The organism is Desulfosporosinus hippei DSM 8344, assembly GCF_900100785.1.
In the GTDB taxonomy this organism is placed as follows: domain Bacteria; phylum Bacillota; class Desulfitobacteriia; order Desulfitobacteriales; family Desulfitobacteriaceae; genus Desulfosporosinus; species Desulfosporosinus hippei.
In genome coordinates this window covers 72,722-91,568 of sequence record NZ_FNCP01000003.1, presented here as the reverse complement: position 1 = coordinate 91,568, position 18,847 = coordinate 72,722, and the positions used below count along the sequence as shown (strand labels likewise).

Annotated in this window: 12 protein-coding genes; 7 read left to right on the top strand and 5 right to left on the bottom strand. The window is 40.0% G+C overall.

Features of this window, described 5'->3' with window-relative positions:
* Positions 1-16: 16 nt before the first annotated feature.
* Together BLS16_RS03700 and BLS16_RS03695 are read right to left on the bottom strand one after the other, a co-directional pair.
* Positions 17-1,900 (bottom strand): NADH-quinone oxidoreductase subunit NuoF, encoded by a 1,884-nt coding sequence (locus BLS16_RS03700; RefSeq protein WP_092330116.1) that lies wholly within the window; start codon positions 1,898-1,900, stop codon positions 17-19.
* A gap of 41 nt (positions 1,901-1,941) precedes the next feature.
* A complete protein-coding gene (locus tag BLS16_RS03695) occupies positions 1,942-2,466 on the bottom strand; it encodes an NADH-quinone oxidoreductase subunit NuoE family protein (RefSeq protein WP_034601612.1) in 525 nt (174 codons plus the stop codon).
* Between the two features lie 576 nt (positions 2,467-3,042).
* Between BLS16_RS03695 and BLS16_RS03690 the strand changes: the two genes are divergently transcribed.
* From BLS16_RS03690 to BLS16_RS03670, 5 genes are all read left to right on the top strand, one after another.
* Entirely contained in the window at positions 3,043-4,251 is a 1,209-nt protein-coding gene (locus BLS16_RS03690) for a DUF445 domain-containing protein (RefSeq protein ID WP_092330115.1), read from the top strand.
* A 2-nt stretch (positions 4,252-4,253) separates the two neighbouring features.
* A complete protein-coding gene (locus BLS16_RS03685) occupies positions 4,254-5,573 on the top strand; it encodes a DUF445 domain-containing protein (protein ID WP_092330113.1) in 1,320 nt (439 codons plus the stop codon).
* A 407-nt stretch (positions 5,574-5,980) separates the two neighbouring features.
* Positions 5,981-7,210: an ammonium transporter gene (locus BLS16_RS03680; RefSeq protein WP_092330107.1), complete on the top strand. Its 1,230-nt coding sequence runs from the start codon at positions 5,981-5,983 to the stop codon at positions 7,208-7,210.
* 59 nt (positions 7,211-7,269) lie between these two features.
* Complete coding sequence (locus BLS16_RS03675) at positions 7,270-7,608, top strand: P-II family nitrogen regulator (protein ID WP_092330105.1); 339 nt, start codon at positions 7,270-7,272, stop codon at positions 7,606-7,608.
* Positions 7,609-8,274: 666 nt separating this feature from the next.
* A complete protein-coding gene (locus tag BLS16_RS03670) occupies positions 8,275-8,538 on the top strand; it encodes a hypothetical protein (RefSeq protein WP_092330101.1) in 264 nt (87 codons plus the stop codon).
* A gap of 100 nt (positions 8,539-8,638) precedes the next feature.
* On the opposite strand, the gene BLS16_RS03665 is transcribed toward BLS16_RS03670, so the two are convergent.
* The gene (locus BLS16_RS03665; protein ID WP_092330099.1) at positions 8,639-10,279 is read right to left on the bottom strand and encodes a glutamate synthase-related protein; all 1,641 of its coding nucleotides are present in this window, start codon (positions 10,277-10,279) and stop codon (positions 8,639-8,641) included.
* Positions 10,280-10,419: 140 nt separating this feature from the next.
* The gene (locus tag BLS16_RS03660) at positions 10,420-11,085 is read right to left on the bottom strand and encodes a two pore domain potassium channel family protein (protein WP_092330097.1); all 666 of its coding nucleotides are present in this window, start codon (positions 11,083-11,085) and stop codon (positions 10,420-10,422) included.
* A gap of 187 nt (positions 11,086-11,272) precedes the next feature.
* Between BLS16_RS03660 and BLS16_RS03655 the strand changes: the two genes are divergently transcribed.
* A complete protein-coding gene (locus tag BLS16_RS03655; RefSeq protein WP_092330093.1) occupies positions 11,273-13,039 on the top strand; it encodes a two-component system sensor histidine kinase NtrB in 1,767 nt (588 codons plus the stop codon).
* Here the strand turns inward: BLS16_RS03655 and BLS16_RS24160 are convergent.
* On the bottom strand, positions 13,036-13,824 hold the full coding sequence (locus BLS16_RS24160) for an HD-GYP domain-containing protein (protein ID WP_242876177.1): 789 nt from the start codon (positions 13,822-13,824) through the stop codon (positions 13,036-13,038). The genes BLS16_RS03655 and BLS16_RS24160 overlap by 4 nt on opposite strands.
* 693 nt (positions 13,825-14,517) lie before the next feature.
* Here BLS16_RS24160 and BLS16_RS03645 point away from each other — a divergent pair.
* Positions 14,518-18,828 (top strand): non-ribosomal peptide synthetase, encoded by a 4,311-nt coding sequence (locus BLS16_RS03645; RefSeq protein WP_092330088.1) that lies wholly within the window; start codon positions 14,518-14,520, stop codon positions 18,826-18,828.
* Positions 18,829-18,847: the final 19 nt, after the last annotated feature.

Below are 18,847 nucleotides of genomic sequence, written 5' to 3'. Positions count from 1 at the left end.
CTCCTTTGGGGGTAACTTAATGGTGTACAATGGCACCAAAGCGGCATTTTTCCATACATACACCGCACTTGAGACAGCGCTCTTCGTCGATGACGTGAGGTTCCTTGACGGAACCGCTAATGCAATTTGCCGGACAATGTTTGGTGCAAAGAGTACAACCCTTGCATTTATCAGTAATCTTATACTTGACTAAACTCTTACAGACTCCAGCCGGACAGGATTTATCAACTATATGAGCCAGGTATTCGTCTTTAAAATACTCTATAGTAGAAAGAATAGGGTTAGGAGCACTTTGGCCGAGTCCACAAAGAGAGGTATCCTTGATAATTTTGCTAAGTTGCTCTAAACTATCTAAATCATCTAAAGTTCCCTTGCCCTCCGTTATTTTAGTCAAAATTTCGTGAAGACGTTTTGTCCCTACTCTGCAGGCTGTACATCGACCGCAAGACTCGTCCACAGTGAATTCCAGGAAGAACTTGGCGATATTGACCATACAATCGCTATCATCCATAACAATTAATCCCCCGGAACCCATCATAGAGCCAATGGAGATTAAAGACTCATAGTCAATTGGAGTGTCTAAATATTTGGTTGGGATACATCCGCCGGAAGGCCCCCCGGTTTGCGCTGCTTTGAAACTCTTATGATTCTTGATTCCTCCGCCAATATCAAAAATTATTTGGCGGAGGGTGGTTCCCATCGGGACTTCAACCAGCCCCACATTGTTAACTTTTCCGGCTAGGGCAAATACCTTAGTTCCCTTGCTTTTTTCCGTACCAATCCCTGCAAACCAGTCCGAACCTCTTAAAATAATGGGAGGGATATTAGCAAAGGTCTCCACATTGTTGACACAAGTTGGTTTACCCCACAGACCTTCTTGAGCAGGGAAGGGGGGTTTGACAGAAGGTTCTCCGCGAGCACCTTCGATGGAATGAATCAAGGCAGTTTCTTCTCCACATACAAAAGCCCCGGCTCCATATTTAATATCAACATCAAAACTGAAATCACTGCCTAATATCTTTTCCCCCAGCAAGCCATACTCTCTGGCTTGGTTAATGGAAATTTCTAAGCGGTGAATGGCCAGGGGGTATTCCGCCCGGATGTAGATGAACCCATGAGTTGCCCCAATGGCTGAGCCGGCAATAAGCATGGCCTCTAAGACGCTATGAGGATCCCCCTCCAGGATAGAGCGGTCCATGAAGGCACCCGGATCCCCTTCATCCGCATTGCAAATAATATAGCGTTGAGTAGCTTCCCCTTGACCGGTCAATTCCCACTTTACCCCGGTAGGGAAGCCTCCGCCTCCCCGCCCCCGGAGGCCACTTTTTTTGATTTCTTCAATGACTGAAGCAGGGGACATGTTGAAAAGGACTTTAGCTAAGGCCTGATATCCATCGGCGGCTATATATTCTCGAATGTCCTCAGGAGCAATATAGCTGCAATTGCGCAGGGCAATGCGGAGCTGACTGTGATAAAAGGGGAAATCTGAAGCTAAACGCTGTTCCGAGCTGGGGTCAACATAGAGAAGCCGTTCCACTTGTTTCCCTTGAATGAAGTGTTCCTCAACAATATCGGCAACATCTGTGGTGGAAACTTGGACATACATAATATTGTCAGGATGGATTTCAAGAATAGGGCCTTTTTCGCAGAAGCCAAAACAACCTGTCTGCAGCACTTCTACTTGATCAGATAACCCTCGCTGATTAAGTTCCTCTTTAAGTAAAGCTGCAATTTCCGGGCTATCCGAAGCATGGCAGCCGGTTCCTCCGCAAACCATAATGTGTCGAGGTTTTCCCAGGGCCTCAAGAGTTGTTAGGGGACTGGAAATACGCCGATTTTTAAGAAGAGCAAGGCTTTGCCCTTTCAATTCATTAAGTTCTCCAGTGTCTTTGAGTTTCATTTGGATCCCTTCCTTTTACCATTCCAAGAATTGCACCCCGCTCAAATATTACTATTGCTACCTTTTGCCTCTTCAGGCGTTCCTTCAGGGCGATATTTGGCTAGGGCTTGTTTTATGTCAGCAGTAGTTTCTAATCGGCCATGGACTTTTCCATCCACTGTCATGACAGGAGCAAGGCCACAGGCCCCAATACATCGTACCGAATCCAAAGAGAAAAGCTGATCCTCAGTGGTCTGTCCGGTTTTAATCCCTAACTGGCTTTCAACTTCCTTTTGCAACTTTTCAGATCCCCGGACAAAGCAAGCAGTCCCCATACAAACATTTGCCACATGTTTCCCCCGGGGCTTCATAGTAAAGAAGGAATAAAAACTCACAACACCATAAATTTTAGCCGAGGGGAGATCCAACTTCTGAGCAATGTGCCATTGAACTTTATCGGGTAAATAGCCGAAAATCTCTTGAGCTCTATGAAGAATTAGAATAAGATTTTCTTTTTTATAAGGGATGCTGTCAATATAGTCATCCAACTGTTGATAGGGATCTTTAAGTAATGGGTTGTTACACATGATGTCCTCCTTAATTAAAGGTGAATAGGCTGGTTAATCTGCTTCATTGGGGTAGAACTTTATTTATAGTTCCCCATTTTTCCAAGATTTACGTATAAGTTAAGCACTGATTATGAAATATTTATCAGTAAAATCATCCGTGGTTTTGTAAATAACCTGTAGATGCTAAAGGGGTATTACCCCCAGAACTATTCAAGAATTAAAAACAGAATTATTGAATCATCGGCTTATTGAAGAGGATGCCCTAAATGCCCATTTAAGTGAAGAAAAGGTTTATAAGTAAGCTTAAGCTTTTAACATAACAAAAACACAAAAAAGACTCTGGCTAAATATAGGCTAGAGCCTTTTTTCTCTGAAAAAGAGAACTGCAAGCAATTAAGTTTATCGCTGCTGATCTGACAACCTATGTAAATTTTTACTCTGTAACGCCATTGTCAAAGCTATGACTGGAATGTTGAGGGTGGAGATTATGCTAACTAACATTTTCCTTGATCAACTGGTACTATATTCTAAAATAGATTAAAATAAGTTGGAAAGAACCTTAATTTGTCGATAAAGTTATTGTAGGTGAAAGAAATGATGAAGAAAAATAATGCTCGGAGTGCAAATCTGACTCTGGGGGGTATTACTCTAGGCTTCTTCGTAAGCTATCCCTTTTATCTTCAAGGGAGCGTTATTGGAGGACTTATCTCAAGTGGCTGCAGTGCAGGGATGATTGGAGGGCTTGCTGATTGGTTTGCGGTAACAGCTCTTTTTCGGCGTCCGTTAGGTATTCGCCCCAGTAGGATTTTGCGGACTGAGATTATTCCTCAGAACCGAGAACGTATTTTTGCAGCCTTAGCAGATATGGTACAAAATGAATTAATCTCTCAGGAGCTGCTTAAACGTAAACTCTCGGCCTGGGATTTTTCCGGCGTATTACTGCGTGTTTTTCAGGAGCAGGAAGTTCAAGCAAAGATGAGTGATATGCTGGTTAATTTGCTGCAAGCTATCCGGAACCGGGAGGATCAAGAAGAACTTAAACGACAAATTAAAGAATTGCTTAACGATAACCTAAGAGATTTAAATCTTTCCGCTACCCTGGCCGAGGTTATTGAGTTTTCAATGGAACACCGAGATATGGATAATGTTTTGCAGGCTATTTGCCATACAATCTCCGGTATCATAGATCAACCGGCGGTTCAAGATGCCTTGAAAGATATGATTGAAGCGGCCTTAAAAAGGTACGAAGATAATAACTCAACAAGAAAAATGATAGGTATGTTTCTCCCATCCTCAGCTGAACTTGCCCAAGGATTGCAAGAAAAGGTTAAAGTGACTTTAGAGGATGGGACAGTGCAAAAGTGGCTTAGGGATTTAATGCTTAAATTTGCCTTGGAACTTAAAACTAAAACTTTACTTCAAGAACGAGTTGATGGCTTAATTTTTGCGGCCTTAGGTTCGGGGCTGAAAACCTTGGAGATAAAAAAAGTTTTTGCTGGCCCCCTAGAAACAGGCTATTTAAACGACAATTGGCCTAGACTTCTGGAAAAATTTAAACAAAATAGTGATCTGAGAGGGATGGTTAATCAAGAAGTCAAGAGCTTCCTTGATAAACAGATTAATAACCATCATAATGCCATCGGGCGCATTGTTCGTGAAGGCTTAGACCCTTTGACCGATGACAAGCTGATTGAGTTGATTGAGGATAAAGCAGGCAACGACCTGCAGATGATCAGGATTAATGGCTCAGTTGTGGGTGGTTTAGCGGGAATGTTGATTTACATACTTGGGATGGTGTTATAATAATGAATTATCACAAAAAGGCTAATCTCACTTTAGCAACGGTTTTTATACTCTTTATTGGTGCAGCGGTAATACAACACTACAATCCCAATGACTTAAAGATAAGGCTTGTAAATTTTGTTTTAGAAGCAGCATTGGTAGGGGGAATCGCAGATTGGTTTGCAGTGACAGCGATTTTTCAAAAGCCCCTTGGCTGGGGTTTTCACACAGCTCTTATTCCTCGGAACCGAGAAAAAGTTATCGAAGCGGTTGCTTCCATGGTTCAATCTGAGCTTTTGCGAATGGATCTTATCCGCCAGAAGATTGAAAAGGTTCCCTTTATGGATTCGTTTATTAAATACCTTGATCGGAAAGGTGGTTCTGAATATCTGGCGGAGAAACTGGCTCCCTATCTTCAGGGATATTTAGAGAAACAAGCTCCCGATCAATTAGCCAAAAAGCTTTCAGCCTATTTACAAGCTAATGCTCAGGTCTGGAACTTAGCGGTTAGGTTGCAGGCTGGAAGCAGATGGGCGTTGAATAAAGGATATATCGATCAAGGCCTGGATCAGATAGCAGAAGGATTATGGGATAAAGCGTCTCAAGTGGAAACACGGCAAATTATTGTGAAATACCTTGAAAAAATAAAACAAGAGAAAGTAAGCAACGGGGGAGCAATATTTCGTACTCTGTTAGGCTTTGTTGAAATGTCAGACGGCTTAAACCTTGATGAAGCTGCTGACGCTTTGCAGGTTGAATTGCTTTTGACCTTGAGCAGATTAAAAGATCATAATAATCCTTTGCGTCTCAGTTTAAAGGACAAGCTGATGGAAGAAATAGAGTTGTTGATCAAGGATCCTGAATTTTTCACTTGGGTCGATACTTGGAAAGAATCAGTATTAGCTGACCCATTGACAGAGCGCTTCATAGAAACGGTTATTAGTACAGCCATAAAGTCTGCAATTACGCCATCGAAAACCATGGAGCCAACTGTGCTAGAGCACTTGCTTAAGCATTATATGGCAAAAATCTGGCATAACCTTAAAAACGATCAAGCTTTTTGCCAGGAGGCCAATTCCTTTTTCGTGGATATCCTTTGTCGAGTGATTTACAATGAGCATCACGTCATCGGAAACATGGTAAGGGAGACGTTAGCAGAGTACACGGATCAGGATCTCAATCAGTTTGTCCAAGATAAAGCCGGGAACGACCTGCAATGGATTCGGATCAATGGTTCAATGATCGGCGGCTTTGTAGGGCTTATCTTATTTCTTTTCTTAGAGTTTATCTATAATCCCTTCGTCATGCCTGCATTGATGAATTATATACCACAAATCTATTAAGCAATTAAGTAGAGACATTGCCCACTCCTTTGTTCGCTAGATAATTAACCTCATTCTGACCTCTGTTCTGGTAGGTATACAGGATTCTTAGGAAGAAAGTATTGTAATTGGTTTGACCTTTATGCTAGAATACCTATCATAAGGTTGTGCACAACCAAAAATCAGATATCTAGAAGTTAGGCAAAGCAATGGCGCTTTGAGATACTCGCAAAGAGTACTCTCAAAGCGCCTTTAGTTTTGACGACGGCAAGGGCCTGTTTCTTAAGCCTAGATTATGTCAAGTTGCCTTATGCAATCGAAATGTATTAAAATTTTCTCGAATTTTTTCTGGAAGAATAAAGTGGGACTAAGAATATGCCTATGGAAGGGCATGGTGTAACTAGTTTTTTAATTAAGGAGGAATAATTATGGATACGGGAGATACAGCCTTTATACTAGTATCCTCAGCTATGGTTTTGCTGATGACCCCTGGTTTGGCGCTTTTCTATGGAGGTATGGTTCGTAAAAAGAATGTTCTTGGGACATTTATGCATAGTTGGATTGCTATTGGACTTATTTCGCTGCAATGGATTTTAATAGGGTTCACCTTAGCTTTTGGAACTGATCAACATGGTTTAATTGGAGGGCTAGATTGGTTAGGTTTAAATGGAGTTGGAATGGATCCTAATCCAGACTATGCTGCCACTCTTCCTGCAATTGTCTTTATGGGATTTCAAATGATGTTTGCCGTAATAACCCCTGCCTTAATTAGCGGCTCGATTGCGGAACGGATGCGTTTTCCAGCATTTATATTATTTATTCTTTTATGGGCAACTTTTGTCTATGATCCAGTAGCACACTGGGTTTGGGGTATTGGCGGTTTCTTAAGAAATCTTGGAGCACTTGATTTCGCAGGAGGAAATGTGGTTCATATTAGCTCAGGATACTCCGCCTTAATTGCTGCCTTAGTCCTTGGAAAGCGTAAAGGCCTGGGTAAAGAATCCATGGCACCCCATCACCTGCCAATGACCGTTTTAGGTGCCGGGCTCCTGTGGTTTGGCTGGTTTGGCTTTAATGCCGGGAGTGCCTTGGGTGCTAATGGTTTAGCAGGTATGGTCTTTGTTAATACGAATACAGCCGCCGCTGCAGCTGCAGTCGCGTGGGCCTTAGTAGAACGAATGCATAGGGGAAAAACCACGATGCTCGGTGTAGCCAGTGGAGCTATTAGCGGTTTAGTTGCCATCACTCCGGCTTGCGGATTCGTAACCCCCCTCGCCTCGATAGTAATAGGTTTAATTGGTGGCTTAGTTTGTTACATTGCTATCAGTATACTCAAAGCAAAATTCGGCTATGATGATGCGCTAGATGCTTTTGGATGTCATGGAATAGGAGGCACCTGGGGAGCTCTGGCAACAGGAATCTTTGCGACGAAAACAATTAATTCCGCCGGCGCTGATGGACTGCTTTACGGAAATCCTGCCCAGTTAGGAATACAAGCGACAAGTGTTTTAGTGACAGTGGTGTTTGCTATCGCGGCTACATTCATAATTTTAAAAGTTATTGGTCTGGTAACCAAGCTGCGGGTAAATGAAGAACAAGAGGCTAATGGCTTAGATTTATCACTGCACGGAGAAACTGCTTATTCAGAGTTCATTTAATTTCTAGATATTCCGTGAGTGCTTGGTTACAAGCAAAATAAATCAATGGAGGATTTATTATGAAAAAGATTGAGGCTATTATCCGACCCGGAAAATTAGACAATGTCAAGGATGCGTTAGGGTCTAACGGGGTCAACGGTTTAACTGTGACTCAAGTAATCGGATGTGGAAAACAAAAAGGGAATACCCAGGTTTATCGGGGAGTGGAGTATACAATTCACCTCATTCCAAAGGTGAAGATCGAAGTTGTTGTTCGTGATACAGATGTTGACAAGGTCATTGAAATAATTACAAAAATAGCCCGAACCGGGGAAATTGGCGATGGTAAAATCTTTGTATCCTCAGTAGAAAATGTCTATACAATAAGAACAGGAGCGAGTGGAGAAGACGCTTTATAATTCTTAATGAACAAGAAGGGGATATTATTAGAGTTCATCCTGAAAATAATTGGAGCAAAAATAGTTCTGAGCTGTAAAGATCGTTCTTATTATGAGAACGGTCTTATTTTTTATTTAATCCGGAGATTCCCACTTTAAGTAGGAGGGGAGGCATTTACCTTTAGTAAAACAAGTTTGCTAAAAAATTTATAAGAAAGTAGCTGAACTATATCCAAAATATGTTAACAGATTGAAGAAGTAATTCGTATATTGTAGAAAGAATGAAAGAGGGATTTAAAATGGCATTCGGAACTGGCGAAAGTGGCGGACTTGGAGCTGGCATTGCGGTTGTAGTTGTTATTATTTTGCTCCTCATCGCAATGGGAATTGTATTTTAGCCCCACACTTATATCTAACGCGATTTTAATCTTCATTGCTTTAGGAGTTATCTTCTAAGTTATCTAAAGGACGGGGCTTCCTGATGATTAGGAAGCCCGTTTTTTGTTATACAGTTCAGAAAGTATAAACTTGCGTTATATACTGCAAGAAGATTTAATTCGTGCGAAGATAGTGTCTTCGTCCAAGCATAAGTGCAACTAAGGCTACCGCCTGCGCCAGAGGCTTGGCGCTAGCCAAGTTTTCTAATCCCCTTTGTAAGCTGAAATTAATAAATAAGGAGGGTGAAGAATGTCAATCAGAGGATTTAAGCTGTTTGATAATCCTAATGCTTTAAACCTTAGGCAAACTATGGGACAAAGCCCATTGCCCATGAGAGGCCTGGAGCGCTTTATGCAGAAAAGAGGAATGACCTTCCCAAACTCAAACTACTCAGGCCCTAATCTGCCAGGAGAGGTCAGGGGTCAATTGAACGATCTTAAGGTGCAGGAACCAACTGAAAAACAAGGAGGAATTAAAGAGTTCCTTAGCCGATTTACTCGTAAAAAAAGTTAATAGTGAAAGTAGACCGTAATACAAAAAGTTCTCCCTCAATTTGGGAGAACTTTTTGTATTACCTGCCCGTCTTAGCGTGCGAGCTAGAGCTATTCATGTATTAACTATTTAAGATTTTTTTAGCAAACTCATCTTGGAAATCAGTAATAAAAGGAATCCCTGTTTCAATTTCTGTCTCGCGGTTAGCAGAGGAAATATCTGTGCGAGCGATTTGACTGAGTGAGAACTTGCGCGCTCCGGCCATGAATTGCTGGAGACCACCGGCTAGTTTATCCGCTAATGTCCAGACTGCAATAGCACCATAAGGGATGTTCTTCATGGCATCTGCACCAATTTTGTTTTGAATATCATAGTAGCCAGCAAAAATTTCTTCAGCTTTCGAACCGTGTTCCAACACAGTCTTTGGCAGGCTATCCCAGTTGCCATTTAACAGGTCTTTACGTTCGGGATGAAGGGCACCCTCAATGTTCGCACCAACAAATGCTGGGATCATGACCCCTCTACCCATACAGACTAATTTTGTAAAGGGTGCCCCCAAAGCTAAGGCCTTAAAGATATGATCCTCTCTGGCTAAACCGCCGGCAAAGGCCATATCGACAACTTTGTGGCCTTTAGCTGCGAGAATACTGGCGTACTCATAAGCTTTTGCGTGGAGAAGGATGGAAGGAACCCCCCAAGTCTCCATCATGTTCCATGGGCTCATGCCAGTACCGCCGCCAGACCCGTCAATAGTTAACAGATCAAGTTGAGCGTCAGTCGCCAATTTGATAGAGGCAGCCAAAGCTTCCATCCCATAAGAACCTGTCTTGAGAGAGATTCGCTTGTAGCCTAAACTTCTGAGATAATCTACGGATTTCATGAAATCGGCTCGAACCTCATCATAATTGGAAAGATCGGTATACCCCAGGCGGCTGTGGCGTGCGAAAGACTTAAGGGCACCATTTTTAAAAGCTTCTTGCACCTCAGGCTTAGTTGGATCGGGATCAACCACATAACCCCTATTTTTTAAGAACAGAGCGTAGTCTAAGCTGGTTACCTGAATTTCTCCGCCAATGTCTTTTGCTCCTTGTCCCCATTTTAGCTCCAGGATAACATCGTTCCCATATTTATTAATAATATATTCAGCAACTCCATTGCGAGTATCTTCAACATTCATTTGAACAATGATAGCTCCATACCCATCGTAATAATTGAGATAGGTTTGAATTCGACGGTCTAATTCAGGGGCTTTGATAATTTTTCCGTTTTCCAGTACAGACTCTTTATCAACCCCGACAACGTTTTCACCGACGACGATCGGGAACCCGACTAAGGCAGCACCGATAGCAAAGGAATCCCAGTACTTAGCCGCGATAAAGGTTGAGCCCAAAGCACCGGTCATAATAGGTACTCTAACCTTAGTCTTAACTTGGGCACCAAATTCTGTTTCAGTAGTTACATTGGGGAAAATGCAATCATCGGCACTCTTTGTCAAAGCGCCTGGTAAGCCAGATGCCCCATAATTAAACCCTTGAATACGAAGGGAATTATAATTTACGCCGATATGGGTCGTGTTCGAACTACCGGCAGTAACTGTACCAAAATCCCGTGGGTACAACATTTTTCTGCCTTTGAGACTTGACATCCAGTTTTCACATTTTCCTTGGCAATCCGCCCGACATAGAGTACATAGTCCTGATTCACTTGGATTTCCTCGATTTGCAGTTCCTAAAACATCATTAGATTTACGCCATTGTAACATCTGATAATGCCCTCCTTAAAATTTTTATTAAATTCCTTCTAATGATACCTTTATTGGTACCTTAATAAAAATACCTTTTTACCATGTATACTGAATACATGGTAAAAAGGTATTTAAGAGGTAGAATTTTCCAGTGGCTACTAATTGACTTTCTCTACTAGAAGGAGGGGGAGGGCTGTTGCCATCACAAACACGTAAAACATAATCTCTATAGTAATTAAGGCGCGCGCTGTCAGATTGTTAGGCTGAATGTCCCCTAAAGTTCCAGTAGCAATTGTTGTCGAACTAAAATATAAGAAAGAGAAATACTGTACGCATAAGTCATCTCCGACCTTTCCCTCAAAACTGGAAGGTAAATATCTGTAGAGAAGAAGGTATTCGGAGGTGAAAAGTAGTATAACTCCCACCAGTGCTATAGCAATGGGTGTAAATAGATGATTATAAGAGGGTCGGGATTCTTTTACGACCTTTGTAATTGCATAATAGGCTGCTGCCAAAGCAAAGACCGAATATCCAATCAGACTGATTTTTAATAGTATCCCTTCATAAGGATTATTGTCATTTTTCTTTTCCTTCTTTCCTTCGATAAAAAGGCTTAAAAAGAATGCGACCGCAGCCCCACCAAAAGCAGGTGTTAACAATTCCCAATATCCTGGTGTAAACCCAGGTATCGGACGGAGAAGCGGTGCACAAACAGTCGGAGAACTATGTGTGCCTGAAGGCTTATAAATTCGTGAATTTGGGTTTAATGGATAGGGCATAAAATATGGCGGATTTTGCGGAGGCTGGGTTTTTGATTGAGCCACTTCTGATTCGACCGCCTTTCTAAAGTATATTCCATTATATTCCTTAGAAGGAATAAGGTTAAACCTTAAGCGGCATAAAAATATCGTTTCATTTTAAGAAACAAAGAAGGATTGTTAGAGATTTTGGAGAATTAAAGAAAATAAGATTATCTTAACCAATCAAAGATTTTGATTTAAGGAGTCGATAATGGCAAATGCTGTTAAATTAAATAGATATATTATTCCCCAAGAACTCCAAAAGGAATTTATTAGGAATGAAGTTTTTAATAATTATTTTCGTCAGCGGATCTTAGCGATTGTGCTTCTTTGCTTGGATTTTATTTTTCTGTTTACTGATTATAAAAATTATCAGGAAGGTTTGTGGGATAGTACTCCCGGGTACGTATGGCTTTTTTATTCTCATGTTACACTCGGTCTTTTAATGGTGGTAATCACAGTATTGTATTGGAGAACTAATTTACAGACAGTAAAGGATGTTAAGCCTGGCTATAACCTTTATGAGATCTTTTTTGCTCTCCCTTGTTTATTCATTTGTGCAATAATTTCTGGATGGATTGATCAAAGGATTCATGGTCAGTTAACAGTTTACATCATTGGTTGTTTTGTAGTTGCAGTTTTCTTTAACTTGAGACCGAAATTAAGTTTTTGGACTTATTTTATATCATACGTCATTGTCGTTGCAGGAATACAGTATAATCAGCCGGACTCTTTAATAAAAAATGGACATTATGTAAATACATTGTTGGTCTTATTTGTTTCTTGGCTTTTATCAACGACCCTTAATAATTCGCGAGTTCAAGATTTTTTGCATCAAAATTACTTGGAACGTCTGGTTAAAGATCGCACAACGGAATTGGAAGAAATAAATCAAAAGCTTATGCGTGAAGTAGGGGATCGCAAACAAATAGAAAGTAAGATCTATCGCTTGGCCTCTATAGTGGAGTCCACTGAAGACGGTATTATTGGGATGGCCCTGGATGGGAAAATTACGGATTGGAATCGGGGAGCGGAGTGCATTTATGGTTATTCTGAAAACGAAATCCTCGGAGAGTCGGTTAGAATATTATTTCCACTGGATCATCAAAATGAGTTAGATGGTATTTTATCAACGATTTCTCAAGGGCGATCAGTCTCGCATTACGAGACGACTCGGGTAAGAAAAGACGGACAAATCATTAATGTTTATTTGACAGTTTCTCCGATCATAAATCATCTTGAGCAGACTATTGGGGCATCAACGATTGTCAAAGATGTTACTGCGCAAAAGAAAATAGAGAAGGAAATGTCTCGCATGGAACAAATGAATCTCGTCGGGGAAATGGCCGCTAGTATTGGGCATGAAGTAAGAAATCCTATGACCACTGTCAGAGGATTCTTGCAACTCCTAGGAGACGGCAAGAATCCAGAGAAGTACAGGGACTATATTCCGCTCATGATTAGTGAAATTGATCGGGCAAATCAAATTATCACTGAGTTTCTATCCATCAGTCGATCAAAAGTAACCGAGGTGGCTGTACATAATCTTAATAATATTATTAAAAGCATCCTTCCTCTTGTTCAAGTAGATGCGATCAGAAACGATAAGGGTGTAATAACTGAACTGGAGGAGATTCCAGATCTAATATTAGATGAAAAAGAGATGCGCCAGATGATTCTTAACTTAGCGCGAAATGGACTTGAAGCCATGGATCAAGGTGGGGTGCTCAGAATAAAGACACTTATGAGAAATAGAGAAGTTATCTTGTCTATCCAAGATCAAGGGACAGGTATCAAGCCTGAAATAATGGATAAGTTAGGAACGCCTTTTTACACTACGAAAGAAACAGGTACAGGATTAGGCCTAGCAGTTTGTTATGGAATTGCTGCTCGCCATAATGCCATAATCACAATAGAAACGAGTCCGACTGGATCAACATTCTTTGTAAGGTTTACAGTACCCATATCTAATAACTAAGAATAATTAAATAACTCAATGAAGGCTTGAACGATAACAGGATCAAATTGAGATCCCTTTCCATTAACTAATTCCTCTAATGCATAATCGATGGTTCGGCTAGGCCGATAAGAACGCTGCGAGGTTATTGCATCAACTGCATCCGCGACCGTAATAATTCGGGCCAAAAAAGGAATTGCTTCTCCTCTTAAAGCATCTGGATAACCTGTTCCATCGAATCGCTCGTGATGATGGCGAATAAGGGGGAGAAAATCACGAGCAAAACTAAGTGTAGAACAAATGGTTTCTCCCATTTCAGGATGTGAACGCATTATTTCCCATTCTTTATTATTTAGTTTTCCAGGTTTATTTAAGATTGAATCGGGTATTCCGATTTTACCAATATCATGTAATTGCGCTGCCCGCCAAACAGTCTGTTGTTCAGGCACTGAAAGTTTAAGGGCCTGTGCTAGCTGCAGAGCATAGTTTGCAACTCGCTCAGAATGACCTCGTGTATAGGTATCCTTAGACTCCAAGGCCGAGGCTAAGCTGAATATTACATTTTGAGATTCGTCTAAAGCTTGCAAAGACTCTTCAAGACGATTATTAGTCACAATAAGGTCGTTATTGTATTCTTCTACCTCTTTAGTTTTTTGTTGAATTGTTTTTTGGCTAATTAAATCTTGAATCTTCATTTTATATAGTGTATAAGAAAGGAACCAAGCAAAAACCATTAAAATTGTACCATTAATGTAATTTCCTTTAAGAACGTCTAAATCCGTTTGCAAATAGCTAATCCCAATCATAAATAAGACCCATGCAAGTGCAAAGGTGATTAGACTTATCACAGGTTTTAAGTAATTGTTAGCTGCAATTATAATAGATCCGAGAATAAAGACAGTGATCTGATTGTGAAGAAGTTGGTCATTTATAGATATGCATGAACTAAAAACTATGATGAAAGAAGAAAAAAGAGTACCTAAGCAGGAATGCCAACGAGTTAAGTTTTGGTCATCTGTTTTTAATCTATTGAACCAGGACATCAGAATAAAAACTGATAAAACAAGTCCTAAGAATACATGAAGATAGAATAGTGCCGAATATCCAGAGAGGGTATCCCAATCCCAAAGATCTTCCTGATAATTAATTATGTCGAAAACAAGAAAGAAGATATTAAGTAAAAAAAGGACACTTGCAAGATTGCGAGAACGAATAAAGTTATGGCGCGTTATTTCATCAAAAAACTCTTGTTTATACTGTTCAGGTAGTAGTTTTCTAAAAGGAGAAAGCATCAGTAAAGCACCTTTCTAAAATGGCATTTATGAGATACAGTGAATATTTTAAGTTTCGACATAATCAAACATCATTCCTTCCTAAACGAGTGATATATTAAAAAAATCTTTGAATCTCAGTTGCTAACCTTACAATGTATGGGATTAATTTCTTTTGATAATTGAAAATGGTGAGATTTGCCGAATAAAGAATATTAGGAGGATGAAATGAACAATCAGTTGCTTTACCCTCTGACTTTTTCACAGCAATCTATTTGGGATATTGAAACGTTCTACAAGAATACAAGTTATGGAAACTTAGGAGTCGGTGTAATTATACGAGATGATATTAATGTAGATATGCTTGAAAAAGCAGTAAACATAATTATTCAAGAGCATGAGGCCATTCGTTTAAGATTCATTATGGAAGAAGGAGAGCCTCGTCAGTATGTATCAGCGTTTAAGGAATATCGCCTTAAACGACTGGACTTTAGTCATTCACACGGACTTGAAGAGTTTGAACATTGGAAGGATCAACAAACAAGGGTGCCTTTTAAGCTTTTAGAGAATGACTTGTTTTATTTTGCCTCTATCAGATTAATTAACTTTAAAGTAGCAATATATTTTAAATTTCACCATCTTATTTCAGATGCATGGAGTTTAACGATGATTATAAAAGAAGTCCTTTATGCTTATAAGAGATTAATAAATTGTGAACCCTATATACCTGAACCAAAACCTTCTTACCTAAGCTATGTTTTGGAGGACATTAATTATTATAATTCTCCTAAGTTTATGGAGCGGAAGGTTTTCTGGCAGCAATTTTTAGAGGTTAGGCCGGAATTCACCTCGGAGGATAAACTTAAAGGCAAGAAGGATACCCGAGCTAAGAGAAAGACAATCATAATGGCTCATGACCTCAGCGAAGACGTAAAGCTTTTTTCGAATAAACACAATGTTTCGGGGTTTATAGTCTTCTTTGCAGTGTTTGCTCTATACCTATCAAAGGCAAAAGGAAAGCAGGATTTAGTTATTGGCACTCCTGTACTTAATAGGGCAAATTTTCAACAGAGAAATACAGCTGGAATGTTTATTAGCAACGTACCCTTTCGAATAACGATAGATCTTCAATGGGATTTTTTAACCTTTATAAACCATATTTCAAAGGTATGGAAGAAAGTTTTAAAAAATCAACGCTATCCGTACAAGGAAATCCTGAAAGACCTTCGAGTAAAGCAAGGTTTCTCCGGGGCTTTAAATGATGTTGCTTTTTCATATCAAATTTCCAAATTAGATGTCGAAGATATGGATCTGGAAACCTTTTGGAGTTTTAATGGTCATGAAATTAACACACTATCATTAAGCATAAGTGACTGGAAGGCTGACGGAGAGTTAAGGCTAGATTACGACTACTTAATTCAAGCATTAAGTGATAAAGAAATCGAACAAATTCACAGATATTTGATAACTTTTTTGAAAAAATTAATTAATGAGCCAACTATACCGTTGTCAAAGATTTCCCTTTTAACAAGTCAAGAAAAGTATGAACTTATTCGTGGACTAAATTTTACATCTTTAGATTACCCTAAAGAAAAGACCATTCATCAGTTGTTTGAAGAACAGGTGAAGAAAACGCCCGAGCAAATAGCCTTAGTTGTCAATGGTCGTGAATTAACATATATCGAGTTAAATGGACGGGCCAATCAAATAGCTAAAAGGCTAAGACTAACAGGTGTAACCCCCGATACTATTGTAGGGATTATGATTAATCGTTCTCCTGAACTAATGATTAGTATTCTGGGAGTCCTCAAAGCCGGAGGCGCTTATCTACCCATTGATCCTCTATACCCTGTTGCTAGAATTGAGGAAATGCTGCGTAATAGCAGGACGCATTTGTTGCTGACAAACCCAGATAGTATTGAGGAAAAAGTCGTTTTAGATATGTTTTCAAAGAACTTAGAACTAGAAATACTAGATCTCAAGGATTCATCCTTATACACAGTATCTAAATCGGACTTGATCAATTTTATCAGGCCAAATAATCTAGCCTATGTTATCTATACTTCGGGGTCAACAGGTGCGCCTAAAGGGGTAATGATTGAACACCGCTCTGTAAATAATTTAATTCACGCTTTATTGAAGATTTTTTATTTCTCTGAGAAGAAGGTAATTGTCTCACTGACCACGGTTGCTTTTGATATTTTTGTTATGGAGACCCTCGTACCTCTTGCTTATGGGTTAACCTTAGTAATAGCCAACGAAGTTGAACAAAAAAGCCCTGCGCTATTATTTGATCTTATCAAAAAGAATGATATTGAGATGATTCAAGCTACACCCTCTAAAATTCAGTCTTTGTTAAAAGATCCTCAATGTTCAGAAGGATTGGCACCAATAATGGATATGTTTATTGGCGGAGAACCACTTACTGAAACTGTCCTAAATAAACTTCAAAATGTGGCTCCTGCTGCAAGAATTTACAATATGTATGGACCCACTGAGACAACAGTATGGTCAATGTACAAGGAGTTAACTTCAGAAACTCAGATTACTTTAGGAAAACCCATCGCCAATACTCAAATTTACATCCTTGATCAAGGGAAACAAATAGTACCACAAGGAGTCACGGGGGAAATTTATATTGGGGGAGAAGGACTTGCCCGAGGGTATCTCTACCGTAATGATCTAACGCAAGAAAGATTCATTCCCAATCCTTTTCATGAAGGACAAATCATCTATAAAACGGGGGATCTTGGGCGATGGACAACGGAAGGAGAGATAGAATATCTGGGTCGAAATGACGACCAAGTTAAGATTAGAGGGTTTCGTATTGAGCTAGACGAAATTAGAAAAATCCTAGTCGAGCATGTGGATGTTCAGGAGGCAGTTGTTATTTCCCGCGTTGATGGAAAAAAGAGGAACTATTTGTGTGCTTATTTAGTTGGGAATAAGGATTGTTCTGTTTTAGACATAAGAACTTTTTTAGAGAAACGGTTACCTGAATACATGATTCCCGCAAGATTTCTTTGGTTGGATGCGATTCCACTTACTCTAAATTCGAAGGTCGATAAAAGGAGCCTTCCTGACCCAATAGCGGTGATACAAGATACCAAGCCGACCCTACCTGAGAATTCATTTGAAGAAGAATTGGTTAGGCTATGGACTAAAGTATTAGAAGTAGAGGAGGTAGGAGTTGAAGATAACTTCTTTCTCCTCGGAGGGGATTCGCTGGCTATTATCGAGATCTTAACTGAAGTTTGGTCCAAAAAGTGGGATTTAAATGCTCAGGACTTTTATGATTATCCAACAGTTCGACAGCTCTCAGACAAAGTAAGGGGGAAGCTCAAGGGGCAGAAGGTTGTTGAATCTAGGAAAGATTTCCCGTGCCTGCCGTTGCCCTATGAACTTCAAGGGATGCCTGATTCTAAGCCGGAGTTGCAGGGGAATGTGCTCTTAACAGGAGCAACCGGATTTCTGGGGATACACTTGCTTTGGGAGTTATTAAACAGTACCTCAGGATTAATCTATTGTTTAATACGCGGAAGTGATCCAGAGAAACGGTTTCAACGCTTATTTGACAGCTATTTTCCCGGTGGGATTCAAGCATACTCTCAGCGGATCAAAATTATACAGTGTGATATTTCGCAAAAGCATTTTAAAATCCCCCCTGAAAGATATTCCGAATTGGGGAAGAATGTTCATTCGGTAATTCATGCAGCAGGGCTCGTTAAACATTACGGAGAGTACTCTGATTTTGAGAAGATAAATGTTCAGGGGACTCAGGAAGTAATCGATTTTTGTATAACCTTTGGCAGGCCTTTACAGCATATTTCAACAATCAGCATTGCCGGAAATCGTTTAACCGGGGATTACATCAATGGGCATTTTGACGAAGTTCAGTTATATATCGGTCAAAACTATCTGGATAACTTATATATTAGAAGCAAATTTGAGGCGGAAGTAAGAGTTTTAGAAGCAACAAGGTTGGGATTGCAGGCTGCAATTTTCAGAGTAGGGATACTGACCGGAAGATATTCTGACGGGCATTTTCAGGGGAATATTCAGGAGAATGCTTTTTATCAGAAACTAAAATCCTTCCTCGAAATAAAGGCCATATCTCAAGATATGCTGAATCAGGAGCTTGAATTTACGCCCGTGGATGCTTGCGCTCAAGGAATAGTCGATATAATAAGGACAAATACTCAGCCCAGCCGAGTGTTTCACATGTTTAATCATAAAAAGCTAAAGATGACGAAACTGATTGAGATCCTCTATTTACTGGGCATTAAAGTTCAAATCCTGGATACGAAGTCCTTTTACCAATTGCTAGACAGTTATGTACAGTCACCCCACTCATTGAGTGGGTTTGTTCTAGACCTTACTGAAGAGCAGGGAATTGCCGATAGTATTCAGGTAGAGAGTGCAATAACTCGAGCCTATCTGGCCCAAATAGGATTTCAGTGGACGGAGATCACGGAGGGTTATTTGACGAAACTAATAAAATATATGGTTAGTGTAGGTTTTTTACAACAAATCATTTGACCTTAACTGACCTTTTGTA

Coding starts and splice junctions, on each gene's coding strand:
- BLS16_RS03700 (WP_092330116.1), bottom strand. CDS start 1,900: ATGAAACTCAAAGACACTGGAGAACTTAATGAATTGAAAGGGCAAAGC.
- BLS16_RS03695 (WP_034601612.1), bottom strand. CDS start 2,466: ATGTGTAACAACCCATTACTTAAAGATCCCTATCAACAGTTGGATGAC.
- BLS16_RS03690 (WP_092330115.1), top strand. CDS start 3,043: ATGATGAAGAAAAATAATGCTCGGAGTGCAAATCTGACTCTGGGGGGT.
- BLS16_RS03685 (WP_092330113.1), top strand. CDS start 4,254: ATGAATTATCACAAAAAGGCTAATCTCACTTTAGCAACGGTTTTTATA.
- BLS16_RS03680 (WP_092330107.1), top strand. CDS start 5,981: ATGGATACGGGAGATACAGCCTTTATACTAGTATCCTCAGCTATGGTT.
- BLS16_RS03675 (WP_092330105.1), top strand. CDS start 7,270: ATGAAAAAGATTGAGGCTATTATCCGACCCGGAAAATTAGACAATGTC.
- BLS16_RS03670 (WP_092330101.1), top strand. CDS start 8,275: ATGTCAATCAGAGGATTTAAGCTGTTTGATAATCCTAATGCTTTAAAC.
- BLS16_RS03665 (WP_092330099.1), bottom strand. CDS start 10,279: ATGTTACAATGGCGTAAATCTAATGATGTTTTAGGAACTGCAAATCGA.
- BLS16_RS03655 (WP_092330093.1), top strand. CDS start 11,273: ATGGCAAATGCTGTTAAATTAAATAGATATATTATTCCCCAAGAACTC.
- BLS16_RS24160 (WP_242876177.1), bottom strand. CDS start 13,824: ATGATTGGGATTAGCTATTTGCAAACGGATTTAGACGTTCTTAAAGGA.
- BLS16_RS03645 (WP_092330088.1), top strand. CDS start 14,518: ATGAACAATCAGTTGCTTTACCCTCTGACTTTTTCACAGCAATCTATT.